At 62.4% G+C, this 15,313-nt stretch carries 14 protein-coding genes; 8 read left to right on the forward strand and 6 right to left on the reverse strand.

Going from position 1 to position 15,313, the window contains the following annotated elements:
* Positions 1–15: 15 nt before the first annotated feature.
* Together AC4CS3_RS17625 and AC4CS3_RS17630 are read right to left on the reverse strand one after the other, a co-directional pair.
* Positions 16–1,182, reverse strand: a complete 1,167-nt coding sequence (locus AC4CS3_RS17625) for a site-specific integrase (protein ID WP_490784519.1) — start codon at positions 1,180–1,182, stop codon at positions 16–18.
* On the reverse strand, positions 1,127–1,666 hold the full coding sequence (locus AC4CS3_RS17630) for a helix-turn-helix domain-containing protein (RefSeq protein WP_490784520.1): 540 nt from the start codon (positions 1,664–1,666) through the stop codon (positions 1,127–1,129). The genes AC4CS3_RS17625 and AC4CS3_RS17630 overlap by 56 nt, the downstream gene beginning before the upstream one ends.
* A gap of 92 nt (positions 1,667–1,758) precedes the next feature.
* On the opposite strand from AC4CS3_RS17630, the gene AC4CS3_RS17635 reads away from it, so the two are divergent.
* Together AC4CS3_RS17635 and AC4CS3_RS17640 are read left to right on the forward strand one after the other, a co-directional pair.
* On the forward strand, positions 1,759–1,962 hold the full coding sequence (locus AC4CS3_RS17635; RefSeq protein ID WP_269995084.1) for a helix-turn-helix transcriptional regulator: 204 nt from the start codon (positions 1,759–1,761) through the stop codon (positions 1,960–1,962).
* A gap of 1,795 nt (positions 1,963–3,757) precedes the next feature.
* Complete coding sequence (locus AC4CS3_RS17640) at positions 3,758–3,973, forward strand: helix-turn-helix domain-containing protein (protein ID WP_490784521.1); 216 nt, start codon at positions 3,758–3,760, stop codon at positions 3,971–3,973.
* Positions 3,974–4,187: 214 nt separating this feature from the next.
* Here AC4CS3_RS17640 and AC4CS3_RS17645 read toward each other — a convergent pair whose 3' ends face one another.
* A complete protein-coding gene (locus tag AC4CS3_RS17645; RefSeq protein WP_490784522.1) occupies positions 4,188–4,475 on the reverse strand; it encodes a hypothetical protein in 288 nt (95 codons plus the stop codon).
* 218 nt (positions 4,476–4,693) lie between these two features.
* Between AC4CS3_RS17645 and AC4CS3_RS17650 the strand changes: the two genes are divergently transcribed.
* Positions 4,694–4,918: a hypothetical protein gene (locus tag AC4CS3_RS17650; RefSeq protein WP_269995086.1), complete on the forward strand. Its 225-nt coding sequence runs from the start codon at positions 4,694–4,696 to the stop codon at positions 4,916–4,918.
* A gap of 147 nt (positions 4,919–5,065) precedes the next feature.
* Here AC4CS3_RS17650 and AC4CS3_RS17655 read toward each other — a convergent pair whose 3' ends face one another.
* Together AC4CS3_RS17655 and AC4CS3_RS17660 are read right to left on the reverse strand one after the other, a co-directional pair.
* The gene (locus AC4CS3_RS17655; protein ID WP_269995087.1) at positions 5,066–5,725 is read right to left on the reverse strand and encodes a response regulator transcription factor; all 660 of its coding nucleotides are present in this window, start codon (positions 5,723–5,725) and stop codon (positions 5,066–5,068) included.
* Positions 5,722–6,897, reverse strand: a complete 1,176-nt coding sequence (locus AC4CS3_RS17660; RefSeq protein ID WP_269995088.1) for a sensor histidine kinase — start codon at positions 6,895–6,897, stop codon at positions 5,722–5,724. Before AC4CS3_RS17660 ends, AC4CS3_RS17655 begins: the two co-directional genes overlap by 4 nt.
* A 236-nt stretch (positions 6,898–7,133) precedes the next feature.
* Here AC4CS3_RS17660 and AC4CS3_RS17665 point away from each other — a divergent pair, with 236 nt between their 5' ends.
* Positions 7,134–9,338, forward strand: a complete 2,205-nt coding sequence (locus AC4CS3_RS17665; protein ID WP_269995090.1) for an MMPL family transporter — start codon at positions 7,134–7,136, stop codon at positions 9,336–9,338.
* A 171-nt stretch (positions 9,339–9,509) separates the two neighbouring features.
* Positions 9,510–10,529, forward strand: a complete 1,020-nt coding sequence (locus AC4CS3_RS17670) for a diacylglycerol/lipid kinase family protein (RefSeq protein ID WP_269995092.1) — start codon at positions 9,510–9,512, stop codon at positions 10,527–10,529.
* A gap of 127 nt (positions 10,530–10,656) precedes the next feature.
* Here the strand turns inward: AC4CS3_RS17670 and AC4CS3_RS17675 are convergent, their stop codons facing one another.
* Entirely contained in the window at positions 10,657–11,742 is a 1,086-nt protein-coding gene (locus AC4CS3_RS17675) for a LacI family DNA-binding transcriptional regulator (RefSeq protein ID WP_269995094.1), read from the reverse strand.
* 303 nt (positions 11,743–12,045) lie between these two features.
* Here AC4CS3_RS17675 and AC4CS3_RS17680 point away from each other — a divergent pair, with 303 nt between their 5' ends.
* The 3 genes from AC4CS3_RS17680 to AC4CS3_RS17690 all read left to right on the forward strand — a co-directional run bounded on the left by AC4CS3_RS17680 (position 12,046) and on the right by AC4CS3_RS17690 (position 15,172).
* On the forward strand, positions 12,046–13,008 hold the full coding sequence (locus AC4CS3_RS17680) for a carbohydrate ABC transporter permease (RefSeq protein WP_269995096.1): 963 nt from the start codon (positions 12,046–12,048) through the stop codon (positions 13,006–13,008).
* Entirely contained in the window at positions 13,005–13,823 is an 819-nt protein-coding gene (locus tag AC4CS3_RS17685) for a carbohydrate ABC transporter permease (protein WP_269995098.1), read from the forward strand. Before AC4CS3_RS17680 ends, AC4CS3_RS17685 begins: the two co-directional genes overlap by 4 nt.
* A gap of 83 nt (positions 13,824–13,906) precedes the next feature.
* Positions 13,907–15,172, forward strand: a complete 1,266-nt coding sequence (locus AC4CS3_RS17690; RefSeq protein ID WP_269995099.1) for an ABC transporter substrate-binding protein — start codon at positions 13,907–13,909, stop codon at positions 15,170–15,172.
* Positions 15,173–15,313 lie beyond the last annotated feature (141 nt).

A 15,313-nucleotide genomic window follows, 5' to 3' on the forward strand; every position in this document is an offset into this window, starting at 1 on the left:
TTTGCTTTGCCGCAATCAGGGTTTTGGGCACATTTTGGGCACATTTGCCTGAGACACTGCAAGGTCCAGGGCGTCCGAGACGCTGTCCAGGTCCCCGTCAAACAGGTCCGCATAGATGTCTAGGGTCATGGCTGCCGAGCTGTGACCCAGCATTCTCTGAACCGCTTTGACGTTCGCGCCGGCTGATACAGCAAAGCTCGCGGCGGAATGCCTGAGATCGTGAGGCGTGATTCGTGGCACTCCTGCTCTCTTCACGGCCCCCGCGAACCAGCTCATGTTGTCGTCGTGCACGCGTGCGAGGCGGAGGTGATGGCCATTCTCGCCGGGAAACACGAGATCATTTCTGTCCTTGTTCTCACACTGCTGTGCCAGCGGCTCAGCGAGGAATCGCGGGAACGGCACGGTTCGTTTCTTGTGGTTCTTTGGCGTACCTACTTCGATCACCGAACCGACCTGAACCGCGTTTTCCTCAATCACGAATCGCCGCCGCAACATGTCCAAATGCTTGACTCGCAGTCCAGTCGCCTCTCCCCACCGCAACCCGCAGTAGGCAAGCACGAGAACCAGTGTCGGATATTTACTGGCTGCGGCGAGTGCATGCACTTGCTCGTGACTCAGGTAGACGTGCGGCTTCTTGATCTTGCGCGGCAAGGTTACGCCCCGTGCTGGATTACTCAATGTTCGACGGTCGCTCACGGCGTCATCCAGAATGGCCGCCAAGACTCCGTAAGCGCGGATTACAAGCGTTGCCCCCTTCGGTTTCCGCGGCGGGACCGCGCTCTGATCCCCCTTCGTCAAAGCTGAGATCCATTGCTGCACATCTGTCTTTCGGATATCAGAGACTGCCGCACCGCCCCACACCGGCAGCACATGATTACGCCAAGCCGACTCCACGGGGCGCAATGAAGATGGCTTCAAATGGGTCTGCCGCGACAACCACGCTTCCCCAAGCGGACCGATCAGGGCCTTTGCGGCTGCCGCATCTATGAACTCCCCGCGGGCCTTGGATACCTCAACGCTGGCGAGGAATAGCTCGGCGTCCCTCTTTGTCCTGAATCCACGTTTCTTGGTCTGTACCCGGTCAGGTTTCCGGTAGCGAACCTGATACCGGCGCCCGGCCCGCGTCTCATAGGGTTCGATTGTTGCCATCGCCGGATTGTTCTTTCGCTGCGCTCTGATCAACCAGAGACTTGATAATTGCGCTGAGCTCGTCCACTCGTAAATTGAGGTCTTCGAATGTCACGGGACCAGCTTTCGTATTCCCTGCCGGGATGAAGTCGGGGCGTAGCCCCCGTACGTAGTCATCACTGCCCAAGTCGCCTTCGATCGGTGTTATGCCATCCGCCCATTCCCAAACCCGTACCAGGTCAGCCGGGTCAGCTCCGGTGACGGCCACCGGCTCGTCGAGCGAGTTGGGAAACAACAGTGCATTTGGGTTCACGCCGAGGACTACCGCCAGGGCCACGAGATCATCAACATCAACCCGCCTAACGCCGGCCTCGATCTTCTGTATTCCGCTCGCGGAAATTTCGTGCCCGACGCCCCTAAGCCTTTGCTGAAGCTCCCGCAGGGTGACATTCCCCCGCAAACGCTTCAGGTTCCGAGCGACGGTCTTGCCGGTTGGGCCAATGTCATGTCCTCGCAGCCGCTCTCCGCTATGTACCATATAAGAAACGATACACGCTATATAGACAACAAGCGTAATTAGCAACTTTGCATCTAATATGACGAGGCGTTCACGGAAGGGAATGAGGCTTCATGGAATCGGAACTGCTGACCCCGGCAGAGCTGGCAGCCAAGCTTCACAAGACGGCGCCCGCATTGGCGCAATGGCGCTACCGAGGGATGGGCCCTAAATTCGTGAAATTAGGCAGCGGCGTCCGCTATCGCGCCAGCGATGTAGAGGCATGGCTTGACGCACAGACACGCTCTCAGACGGGCCAGATGCTGCCGAGCGTCTAACGAGCCGGAATTCCTGGAGTGCTCTGCGAAAGCCGGACCCTCAGACTGAGATCACTCGGATCCGAGGCGAGGGAGCCCACGTGAACCTTGGCCACGCCAACTGGAGGTCACGAAGAGCCGGGAAGCCCAAGAGTGTGCAAAGGAGAAGGAAGCGTGACGCACTGGGGCCACGCCACCGATGGATGGTCGCCACGCTGGCAACCTACTCGGATCGCGAAGGCGACCGAGAATCGTACGAGTGGCTGACCGCGATCTGGCAACGAGTATCTTGTCTTCGGTCGTTCCCAGTGGACCACCGCAAACGACCCTACGCTTTGACACCCGCTGGCCCCGATCGTCCGCCGTCTCCCTTTGACTCGCGGGAGCCGGCGCCCCTCGGTCGCCTTGCGCCTTTTGCCCGGATCCGCCCTGTGACGAAAGCCGCGCGACCTATCTTGTCTACCGCGTGCCCCCAGGAATGGCGTCACGCGGAACGAAACCTTCCACGAGTTCACGGCGAACCTGCCCAGATACCTTGGCTTGGACGTCAAAGAACCGGCGATCGTCTACGACGAACTCCTCCAATCGCTGACAGCCATCCAACGAGAGCGGGAGACACCCGCTAAGAGAGAACAACGCCCCGCCCGCGACGACCGCCCCGCCTTCTGCGCCTGTTCCCGTTCCGCAGGATGGAGAGACAGTCCGTTCCCGTTCCAAGCTGCCGGAGAAACGTCTCGATAGAACGCGAAGCCCTGATGTCGTTCGTGAGCCCACGACACTGTTTCCCGGCCCGGAACCGCGCAGCATAAATACCTGAATACCTGAATTCGTGGCCGAACGGCCCCGCTAGCACAAGCGGGGCCGATTCAATGATCGGTGTCAATCGAAGCGCCGCGTTGTAACACTCTGTCTGTCAAAGGAGCTCATCAGGATCCTCAGCGTTGGGGGTTGCAGCTTGAGGATGCCGGTGGGCCTCGTCTTCTTCCTGCGTAGTGGTCAAGACACCGCCATTTCAGCTCTGTGCGCTCGAAGCCGCTGAATAGTGTCAGCATCGTTACGGAGACGATTCGGGATACCTGGAATCCGATCCGAAAAGGTCAGGCTGCTCGACCGGCGGAGGACCGGGAACACACGGCGTGTTCCACAGCCAGGCGCCTTGCAGCTCGTTCATCCAGTCAAGTTCAACGATCTTGAAGTGCAGAATGAAGGATTATGATTTGCCGCCTTTCATCAGTATTCGGTGGATGTCAAAAATGCCTAGATTCCGGGGGACACGGCCCAATCGGGCGCTGTGCGTGCTCATCATTTTTCGTTACTCTGCGTTGTTTCCGGCGGGTAAACGGTGGGCGGATCGCCGCGGCCACGGGCCGACCGAAAGCCACATCAGACTCGGCGGTCAGGGATCCCCAGACTCAACAGACGGCTCGGCACGGCCGGTCTTCTTGGCGATCGCGAGGCCGAGACGCCAATGACCTGTATCAAGACCCGGTCGGCCTGTTCGGGTTTCCGGTGTGCGAACTCGGGTTGAGCACCCCGAGGCCCTGAACCAGCCACCTGACAGCCGAAATTTCAACCGCGTTCCGGGCATCGTCGTCGACCATTCGCCGACATCTCAATTTCCTGCGTCGGGCCGATCGGGGATCAGTGCTCATTCGGAGGTTTCGGGCACCCCCCGACCAAGTGCTAGGTCGCGTCGATGACCTGGCGGCGAGCTTCCGCCCCACCGTCATGCCGCCCGGTTCTTCCGCTCCCATGAACTAGGAACACGGCTGGCGCTTCCGCCAGCGATCAAACCGCGGACACGACGGAGATTCGGATGACCATGACGTCAGAACGCAGCAGCACGGTCGAAGCTGCCGAAGAACAATGGCTGACCCCGAAAGACAGCTGCACCCAGTTGCAGATTCCTGCGCAGAAGTTCTACCAGTGGCGGGCCAAGCACGTCGGCCCCCGCGCCTACCGAATCGGGCGACATCTGCGGATCAGCCGAAGCGACTTCAACTCGTGGTTGTCCTCGCGGCTGAAACCTTAGATGTCATCCAGACCGCCGCTTCCTCTCTAGACTTAGGGCAAAATCCGCCGCCAGAAAGTCCCAAGTGGTCGATGGTGGGGCACCGCTAGGTACCGGCGCCGCAGTAGAACGGCGCCGACATCGGCGGACGATGGCTGAAAATCGGCCACAAATGATCTCATCGTGCCCGCGACGGCACATTCGGGGCTGTAAATCCTGACATTCCTGGGGTTTGCTACCAATAGGTGGCCCTTCCAATCCCGTCTTCTGCCCTTCTCCCTCTCGCTCTTTGGCAAGACCCACCAAAAGCGGAAGCAACGGTGCCGACATCAACCCCCAGGAATGGGCACGACTCGAACGTTCGAAGAAACTGCTGAGTCGAGAGACTCAGGGCCTTCTCCTCGACGTCGGCCGCTTCGTCGCCAAAATCCATCGAACGGATGCGGGTCATGCAGGGCTGCACCCGAATGCCCATGAATGACCAGAAGAATCTTCGCTGTTTGTCATTCTGATGCTCGATCATCGCTGGGCGGGTCCTCCGCGCAACCAGGGCGCTTTGCGCCGGTCCCAATCCAAAACTTCCATCGGCGCTCCTGCGTCGCTTATTTCCTCGCGAACTTTTGGACTGCTCCCGGTTCCCCAAGTTGCACTCCGCCCCTCATGCCCAGCAGCGGTCCCCCTATCAGAACGACGCGGAAACGTAACGGCCACGGCTGGAGCCGCCACTGAAGCAGAAGGATCATGGAAACGCTCACCGTCAAGACCCCCGCCGGTGTCCTCAGTTTCATCGGCCAAACCCTGGGTCTCCGGTCGCAGGAAAGCCTTGTGGATGCGGCCGTCGAAGCCTTTCCGGCGGAGGGCCTCGGCCGCGCCGAGTCCGGCGGCGGAGGAACCAAGATGGCGACGGAGCTGACGCAGCTCACCCGCCGGCTCAATCATGCGGATAAGGGGGTCGGATCGCTGTGACATAGTCATCCTGGAGACGATGGGAGTCCCTCCGCTGCTGCGGCCGGAAAGGTACCCTCTTATCCTCCAATCAATGGGATCTGCCTGCGTCGTCCAGCCGGACTGGCCCATTTACTGCCGCAATGGATCGGCCAGAGAGCAGTTGGGTCAGGAGCCAAGACCCGCACGGTATGCGTAGGCGACCAGCTGGGCGCGGTCTCTGGCCCCCACCTTCGCCATGGCCCGGTTGGCGTGGGTCTTGACGGTATAGGGCGAGATAAACATGGTTTCGGCGATCTGTTGATTGCTCAGCCCTGTGGCAATAGCGATGACGACGTCGTGCTCTTTGGGCGTGAGGGTGGAGAACAGGTCCGCCAGTGCCGGGTCGACGTCGGCCTGCCGCTCTTCGGCGACCCGGTCGATCAGCGCTGCGGCGGCAGTGGCAGAGAGAGCGCCGCCTCCGGCCGCGACCTCCTCGATGCCGGCCGCGAGTTCGGCAGGTCCTACCCCCTTGCTGAGGAAGCCGTTAGCTCCGGCCCGCAGCGCGGCAAAGACGGTTTCGTCGTGATCGAAGGTTGTCAGGATGATGATGCGGACACGTTCGGCCGGGATGGTTTGCCGGATCCGGCGGGTCGCCTCCACGCCGTCGACACCGGGCATGCGGATGTCCATCAAGACCACGTCCGCGGCCAGACCCCTGAGAAGCCGGACGGCCTCTAGTCCATCCCCGGCCTCGCCCACCACGGTGATGTTGGCCTGGGTCTCCAAAATCGCACGCAGGCCAACCCGGATCATTTCCTGGTCATCGACGATCAGTACGCGGATCATTGAATCATCCCTCCGTCGGTTCGCAAAATGGCCGCGACGCGGAACCTGCGGCCATCATCGTCGACCTCTACACGGCCGCCGGCCGAGCGCGCGCGCTCACGGATGCCTATCAGACCATATCCGCCGCCTTCACCGCTGCTTTTCCTGATCCCCGCATAATCGTTGGCCGCCACAATGCTCAGGTGACCGTCGGCGCAGCCGATCGCCAGTTCCACCTGTCCCCGGCCGTGCCGCTGCGCGTTTGTCAGCGCCTCCTGCACGATCCGGAAGGCAGCCAGGCCCACGGTGGGATCCAGCCCGTCGGTGTCTCCGTCGATGACGAAATTCACGGAAACCCCTGCTGCTCGGAATGTTTCGATAAGTGCCGGGATCTGCGCAATATCAGGAGTCGGGCGGACCGGATCGTCGTCATCGACACCGCGGCGCAGCACGGCGAGGATCAGCTGCGTCTCGTGCAGCACCCTGCGCACACTGGCACGGGCAGATTCCAGCGCCGTGCGGGCAGCCGAGTCTCCGGCGGGAAGGCTTACTTCCGCGACGCCAAGATTCATCCCGAGCACGGCGACCTCATGGCCCACGACGTCATGGAGGTCACGGGCAATACGTACCCGCTCCTGCGTGATTCCGCGTTCAACTGCAAGGTCAGCTGCGGCTTCGGCGTCGAGCGCGCGTTGTTTCATGGATTCAAGGTAATCCTGTTGCGCGCGCACAGCGTTTCCGACGGCCGCACCTACGGCGCAGCATGCCGAAGCCACCAGGGCCACAGATGCCTGGAAATTCCAATGCTCCCGTATCACGAGCGAGAAGTAGACAGGGACACCGGCCATCAGCAGCGCGAGAATGGCGCGGGCACCGCGAACGGTCACCGAGAACAACGTAAAGACGACGACCGACCACATCGCCACGAACTCGGTCGCGAGGAGCGCTGCCGCAACCGAGCCGAACGTAACGACGAGCAATCCGAGCACGCGCTGGAATCGGCCCAGGATGAGGCCTGCCGCCACCAGAAACACTCCGGTGTAACCGAGCAGCGGTTCACCGGAGAGCCCCAACACGAAGAACTCCGTTACAACAGCCGCCCAGCTCAGAATCAGAACCACTCGGTTGAGGAATTGGCCGCGGAGAAACCACGCCAATCTCGGCGATGCCAACGGGGCGCTGCTTGATGTCATCTCACGATTATCATTCACTCCCTGACTCTTCCTGCGCCGCAACGGACCACATCACGTCGGTCCACCGGGCGGCCTTCATGATAGGCGCCCGGCGGCGGCGACCCGGTCCGGCGTGAGACTGCCCCCGTGGCCTACTGCATACGCAGTAGGCAAGGCGATCCCGTTAGATGATTCGCACAGCTCCCGTGGCAGGAAACATCGGAAGTGAACATTTTCCGTATATCTGAGGAGTCTTCATGTCCGCGTTTCTTGCACACGTCGGTCGGTTCAGCGCCCGACATCGATTGGTGGTGATCGGGGCATGGCTGGTGATTTTCGCCGTCCTCGTTGCCACCCTGGTCGTCGGCAGCGCCAACGGCCCGTCCGGTTCAGCGTCCAGCTCCGTCCCTGATTCTCCGGCTTCGCGAGCGCTCGATCGGATGAAGACAGAGTTCCCCTCCGCGGGGGCGGCCTCCGGCGGAACGCTCCAACTGGTCTTCCAGCCCGAAGGCGGCAACGTCTCCGACCCCGCCGTCGCGGGACAGATCGCCGCCGTGCTCAACGACGCCAAATCCCTTCCCGGTGTCGAGAGGGTGAGTGACCCGTTCGACCCGGCACGGCCCTACATCTCCAAAGATCACAGTGTCGCTGTCGCGACCTTGTCCTTCGGGGAACTGTCGAAAGACCAGAAGGTTTCCTCCTATGACGCGGCCATGAAGGTGCGCACCGGGGCCCCGTCAAATCTCGGCGTCGAGCTCGGGGGCAACCTCGTTCCCCTGGGCGCCCCGGCTCCCGGCATCGGCGAGGGGGCCGGCGTGGTCATCGCTTTCCTCGTGTTGGTGCTCACCTTCGGGTCTCTGCTGGCAGCCGGGGTCAACCTGCTCATCGCGGTGTTCGGGGTTGGAGTGGGCCTTGTCGGCATCCTCGCCTATGGGTCCCTCACGCCCATCGGAGAGAACTCCATCATTCTCGCCTCGATGCTCGGACTGGCGGTCGGCATCGACTACAGCCTGTTCATCCTTTCCCGCTTCCGAACAGAGCTTCGCGGGGGCAAGCGTGTCGAAGATGCCGTAGCCCGGGCCACTGGCACGGCCGGCACCGCCGTCGTCTTTGCCGGCCTCACCGTGATCATCGCCCTGGTCGCCCTTCTGGTCGCGAACCTCAGCTTCATCACCGAGATGGGAATCGCGGCTGCGTTCGGCGTGTTCGTGTCCGTGCTCCTGGCCCTGACGCTCCTGCCCGCGCTAATGCGCACCCTTGGCACCAGGGCACTGTCCAAGAAGCACCGGAAGGAACTCGCCTCCGGGAAGCTCTGGACGGAGGGCGCCGCTCAAAAGCGCGGGATCCTCCGCGGATGGGGAAGCTTCGTTGTCAACCGGCCGATTGTGTCGATTCTTGCCGGAGTCGTCATCCTGGTCGTTGTCGCGCTGCCGATGTTGAGCATGAAGACGGCGTTCAACGTTCCCGGCGGCGCGGATCCCGGATCCACTGAACGCACCGCCTACAACCTCATCGTCGACAAGTTCGGTGGCATTCAAAGCCCCCTCATGGTTCTCGCTAACGGTACTGGCAGTGCCCCCACGACGGCGGCCATCGAGAAGGACATTGCCGGCATGGACGGGGTTCAGCAGGTCGTGCCCGCTGAAGTCTCCACGGACGGGACCATGGCCCGCATCATCGTGATACCCCACGACGGCCCCATCGACCAGCAGACCAAGGACCTGGTCCACCGCATCCGGGCTGAGGCTGATTCCACGGCAGGCGTCCACCTCGAGGTGACCGGCGAGACGGCAATCGGCATCGACCAAGATACGGCGCTCATGAACGCGCTGATCAAATACATCATCGTGATCGTCGTGATCTCAATGGTGCTGATGGTGCTGATGTTCCGTTCCCTCCTCATTCCCGTCATAGCAACCCTCGGCTACCTCCTCTCCGTCGGAGCGTCGTTCGGCGCAAGCACTGCCGTGTTCCAGTGGGGTTGGCTCGATCCCCTCATTGCCGCCCCGCAGGGCGACCCTATGCTCAGCCTGCTTCCCCTCCTGCTGGTCGGTGTGCTGTTCGGACTCGCCATGGACTACCAGGTATTCCTGGTGTCCCGGATCAAGGAAATGCATGACAAGGGCATGTCACCCAAACAGGCGATCAGGGACGGATTCGCCCGATCCGGACCCGTGCTCGTGGCCGCCGCCGCGATCATGACCGTCGTTTTCGCGGGATTCGCCACGGGCACCTTCGCCGTCGGCGCGTCCATCGCGTTCGGTCTCATGGTCGGCGTAATGGCTGACGCCTTCATCGTCCGTCTCGTCCTCATGCCGGCGCTGCTGAGCCTGCTAGGCAAGTCCGCCTGGTGGCTTCCGAAATGGCTCGACCGCATCGTCCCGAACATCGACACTGAGGGACACGCCCTCGATGCCGGGCCACAAAAGGAAAACGAGGAAGTCCCCGTCGCCGTCGGCTAGGTCGATACATGTAGGAAAAACCTGAAGCGGGCCGTTGCCGGCAGGCGGCGGCCCGCTTCCATGCCCGCGAACAGCGTGCCCAGCAAACTGGGACACTCTACTGCATCCGCAGTAGAGTGATCGATCCACCTGCACGATGGCACAGGACTGCCCGTCCGCGAGGCTTGAATCATGACAGACCTCCTCCACGCATCCGTCCCCCGGCAGGGCCTCCTTGCGGCGGAGCCACCGCAAAGCCTCCTGGTCAGCCAGGCCGCCATCGTTGTGAACACGTCGAAATTCTCCACACCGCGGGCCATGGAGAGGTTCCAGACAGAGGTTGAGAGCACTTTTGTCTCGCACGGGTGGACGGCCCCTTTTTGGCTGCAGACGACGGCGGAGTCCCGCGGGGCGAAAGAGGCGCGCTGGGCAGTGCGAGCCGGCGTCGACGTAGTGCTCGTTGCCGGCGGTGACGGCACCATACGTACTGTCGCGCAGGAACTCGCCGGATCGGACATTCCCATCGCCCTGCTGCCGATCGGTACGGGCAACCTGCTCGCCCGAAACCTCGGCATTCCCCGGAAGAACATCACGGCCGCAGTGCAGATCGCCTGCAACAGCAAGGACCACCCGATGGACGTGGGCCGGCTCGAGCTGGACCGCACCGGAAACGGCAACGAAGTCCAAGGCTTCGTCTTCCTTGTGATGGCCGGAGCCGGATTCGACGCAGCCACAGTGGGCGGAGCCGACGACACCATGAAGTCCGGGCTGGGACCGGCCGCGTATCTGCTCTCCGGGGCACGCGCGACCCAGGAGAAGATGGCATTCACCACGATCTGCGTCGACGGCTCGACCCGGCGCAGGAGGGAATCGCATGGCGTGATCGTTGGCAATTGCGGGTCGCTGACGATGGGACTGAGGCTGATGCCCGGGGCCATACCCGACGACGGCCTCCTCGACGGCGTAGCCCTCCTACAGCGGAACGTCACCGACTGGGCGCGCGCCGCCTGGTCCGTCGTCACGCGCAGCCGCGGCCGCCACCGGTCCATGCCGCGGTTCCAGGGACGGGTCATCGAGGTCCTCACCGACGCACCCCAACCGGTGCAAGTGGACGGCGACGTCGTTGGCGCAGGCCGCATGGTCCGGTTCCACGTCCAGGCTGAAGGGCTCCTCGTGCGCCGCCCCGACGGACGCACCGCCCAACATCACTAACGCGGAGCGCCCAGGCACTGTTGAGGGGCACGACGACGTGAATGAAGACCGCTGCCCGTGCCCCAATCCCCCTCCACCATCAGGTCATCCTCAAGGCCGCCGGCTCGCAGGGCAGCGCTCCATCCGGCTACATCTCCGTAGAGACAGTCGTGGCTCCGTGAGCGGGCGGGAATTCGTTCGACGACTGCATGGGCGCGGCGGTTGTTTTTCGTGCCACAAGGGTTGGCCGCACCACGCTGCTTACTGCCTCGGTACGGCCGCCGATGCGTTCCAAGAGAAGGCGTCCTGCGGCTGCGCCCATGTCGAGGCCTGACTGGTCGATTGTGGTGATCGAGATTGGCGCGAGCGAAGTGGTGAAGATGTTGTCGAAGCCGGCCACCGAGAGTTCCTCGGGAACACGGATGCCTGCGTTCCACATGGTTGTCAGGACTCCGAAGGCGGCTACGTCGCAGCCGGCGAAGACCGCCGTGGGCCTTTTTGCTCGGGACAGGATCAACCGTCCCGATTGTTCGCCGCCCTCCTGGCTCCATTGCGACTGAATGATGTCGATCGCGTCGCCGAGTCCGTGACGGATCATCGCGTCAACATACCCGCGCACGCGCACTTCCTCAGGGAGCCGTGCGTCATTCGTTCCTTCCGTCGTGTGATTGACATAGGTGATCTGCCGGTGCCCGAGCGATACGAGATGATCCACAACAAGGTTCGCACCGGCAAAGTCGTCTGCGGCAACCGAGTCAAAGTCCGGGCTGGCCCCGTGGCGGCCGAGCACGACAACCGGGATGTTCCTGGCCATCGTCTCCAGCTCGGAGTCCGTTCCAAGTGGGGAAATCAGAACGATCCCGTCCATTCCCCGGTCGATCAGGTCTTCGACCATCCGGTCCTGGGCATTCTTGCCCGAGCCTGCGGGGGCGACCAGCAGCCGGTATTTCTGCCGTTCGCACTCTCTCCTGATGCCTTCGACCAGAAGCGATGAAAACTCGTTGTGCAGATCCGCGACGACCACGGCCACGGTGTGGGTTCGTCCACGCATGCCCCGGGCGGAGGCCAGAGGCCGATACCCGAGGGCCTGCATGGAAGCCTGCACCTTCGCTTTCATCTCGGAGCTGACACCGTAGGCATTACGGAGCACCTTGGATGCAGCAGCGGTGGAAACGCCTGCGTGGGTCGCGACGTCGACAATCGTGGGTCGCTTGTTGACGGATCCCTTGTTCATCGCGCCTCCTTCGGCTGCATTCATGCTGGACATCCCTTCTTACCGCATCTGAAGCCTGGACCTCTTGGCAGATCAGCACTTTGTGATCTACGCTATAGAAAGTGTATAACGTACTACACGATTTGAGATCATTTCTCTGCCAATCAAAGTAGAACGTACTACTTCAATTTTACAGAACCGGACAACCCTCTGGACAGCGAAAAGCCTCCCCAGTAGTCCATCTCTTCGATGAAACGATTCAGATGGATAGGGTTTCACCTCCGCAAAAGCGGAGTCGTCCCCGACGAAGAGAATGGAAATGCGATGACGCAACGTGAACTCGCAGACCCCCGCACAGGGGTGCCTGGACGTTCCACGACACCGAGGGCGCGGCCAGCGCAAACGCGCAGGCGGCGGGCGGGCGCCGGCGCGAGGGCGCCGTGGTGGTTCCTTCTGCCCGCGCTGGCGGTCTTCACCCTGATCGTCGTGATCCCTAGCTGGCGGGGAGCCTTCTATGCCCTGACCAACTGGGACGGCTTGTCGCCGCAGTTCGACTTCGTCGGGTTCGACAACTTCGTCCGGGTGTTCAAGGATTCCGCGGCCGGTGCGTCGATCCTGAACACGACACTGTATGCCATCGGCGTCATGGTGGTCCAGAACTTCATCGGCCTGCTTCTGGCGTTGGGAGTGAACTCCGCAATCCGGAGCCGCAACTGGCTGCGCGTGCTGTTTTTCGCCCCGGCCGTCGTGACGCCGCTGGTTGTGGCCAACTTGTGGCAATACATCCTCGCCCCGGACGGTGCATTGAACACGGCACTGCGGGCTGTCGGCCTGGATTTCCTGGCCCAGGACTGGCTGGGCAACGCCCAGCTGGCGTTGCCGGCGATCATCTCAGTGGTGGTGTGGCAGTTCGCCGGCTATTCGATGGTGATTTTCCTGGCGGGCCTGCAGAGCATTCCCGAGGACGTTTACGAGGCGGCAAGCCTGGACGGCGCCGGGTCCTTCAAGACCTTCTGGAACATCACCCGGCCGTTGCTGGCGCCTTCGATGACCATCAACCTGATGCTGTCCCTCATCGGCGGCCTGAAGCTTTTCGATCAGGTGTTGATCATGACCCAGGGCGGGCCCGGCAGCGCGACCGAGAGCCTCAGCACGATCGCTTACAAGGACGCTTTCCAGTTCCAGCTCTTCGGGTACAGCACCGCCCTGACCCTCGTTCTGACCGCCTTCGTCGCGGTTGCCTCCCTCATCCAGTTCACCCTGCTCCGCCGAGGAGAAGACAAATGAAGCGCTACACCCTCAAAACGGGCGCCCTTGAGGTAGTCATGATCCTCGTCGCCCTCCTCTTCGCCGCCCCCGTCTACGTGCTGATCAACACAGCACTCAATTCCGGTGGTGTCACGGCGTCCCTCGCCCCTGTCGCCACCCCCTCCTTCGACAACTTCGCCACCGCATGGGTCAGCGGAGGCCTCGGTCCGGCGATGATCAACAACATCGTCATCACTGTCGTATCCGTCTTCCTGATCGTAGTGATCAGCGCCTCCGCAGCCTACCCCCTGGCACGGATCACCCGGAGGTGGTCCAAGCTTGCATTCGCGTTCTTCCTCGGCGGGCTGCTGATCCCGGGACTGCTGGCACTGATCCCGCTCTACACCACCTTCCGTGACCTCCACCTCATCGGGTCGATCTGGGGCCTTGTCATCATCTATGTCGGCGCCCAGATGCCTTTCTCGATCTTTCTCTACACGCAGTTCCTGCGGTCCCTGCCGCTTGACTTCGAGGAAGCGGCCACCCTCGACGGCGGCAGTCCGTTCCGGGTGTTCTGGCAGGTCGTGTTCCCGCTGATGCGGCCCATCACCGGCACCGTCGTCATCCTCAACACGATCACGGTGTGGAACGACTTCTTCACCCCGCTGCTGTACCTGTCAGGCAGCGGAACCAACACCATCCCGATCGCCATTTACTCGTTCACAGGACAGTACGTGAACCAATGGGGCACCATCTTCGCCGCGCTCATCATCGGCGTGACCCCACTCCTGATCTTCTACTTCCTCCTGCAGCGAAGCATCATCAAGGGCTTCGCAGGAGGGCTGAAGGGTTGAGCGGACGACGCACCCTACGTCCCCGCCCGGCCGGCTCCACCCATCCCCCAGTCACTTCAACCCACGCGCTTCAAGGGAGAACCATGCGTCACAAGAAAGTCATCACAGCCATCGGCGCGATAGCCGCCGTCGGCATCGCCCTCACAGGATGTTCCTCGAACGCTCCGGCGGCATCCAGCCCCGGGACGGTCACGGTCGCCCGGCTGTCCGGCTCGGACGACAAGTGGAAGGCAATCGCCGACAAGTTCCACGAACTCAACCCGAGCCTGACCGTCGAATACACGATCATCCCGACGGATAGCTACAACCAGCAGATGGGCACACGCCTCGCCGCAGGTACCGCCACGGACGTCCTGAACGTCTTCCCCGGCAGCGGCAACGCCACCGCGGTGCGGACCCTGGCCAAGAACGGCTATCTCGCGGACCTGTCCGGCGAAAGCTGGGCAGCCACCCAACCCGACTCCACCACCTCCGCAACCGCCTACCAGGGCAAGAGGTACATGTTCACGGACGTGGCCACCGCCAACACCCTGGGCGGCGTCTACAACACCAAAGCCCTGCAGGACGCGGGCCTGAAGATCCCCACGACCTACTCCGAAGTCCTGGGGTTCTGCACCGCCGCGCAGAAGGCAGGCAAGGTCGCCTACGCTCTGGGCGCACAGACGCAGTGGGTCACTCAGCTGGTCACCTATGCGCTGGTCTCCACGGATGTCTACGCCAAGGACCCGGACTTCAACCAGAAGCAGCTCAACAAACAAACGACCTTCCAGGACAGCAACTGGCTCGACGCCATGACCAAGTACAAGGAAATGTTCGACAAGGGCTGCTTCAACAAGGACGCCCTGGGGACCTCGGTGGACAACCAGACCGCCATGGTCGCTGACGGCCGGGCACTCGGAGCCATCCAGATCTCGACCATGGCCAACTCCATGAAGAAGGCCAACCCGGCGCTGAACATCGAGCTCGCACCGATCCCGGCCACCGACAACACAGCCGACACCCGCCTTGCCTTCGGACTGGGCGTGGGCTGGGGCGTCAATGCCAAGGCCAAGAACGCCGACGGAGCGAAAAAGTTCGTCGCATTCCTCGCGAGCAAGGACGGAAGCGCCATGAACGCCGACAAGTACGGTGTAGCCCCCAACGGCACGGTCGAGGCCAACGATATAAACAAGCTCGAGATCCCCTTCGTCAAGGACGGAAAGACGGCGTCGTTCCCGGACGTTGACTGGCCCTCACCCCAGGTCCAGAACCTGCACCTGACCGGCATTCAGGAAATGCTTGGCGGCAAGAAGACCCCAACGGAAGTCCTGACCTCGATGCAGGACGCCTTCACCGCAGCACTGAAGTAGAGCCAAAACGCGGGGGCGGGGGGGGGGGGGGGGGCGGGGCCCCCCCCCCCCCCACCCACCCCCCCCCCCCCCCCCCCCCCCACCCCCCCCCCAGCTGGGGCCGGGACTGAGGGGAGTAGCACACCACAACCACCCCCGCCT

The sequence above is a fragment of the Arthrobacter sp. SE2 genome, from assembly GCF_058244265.1.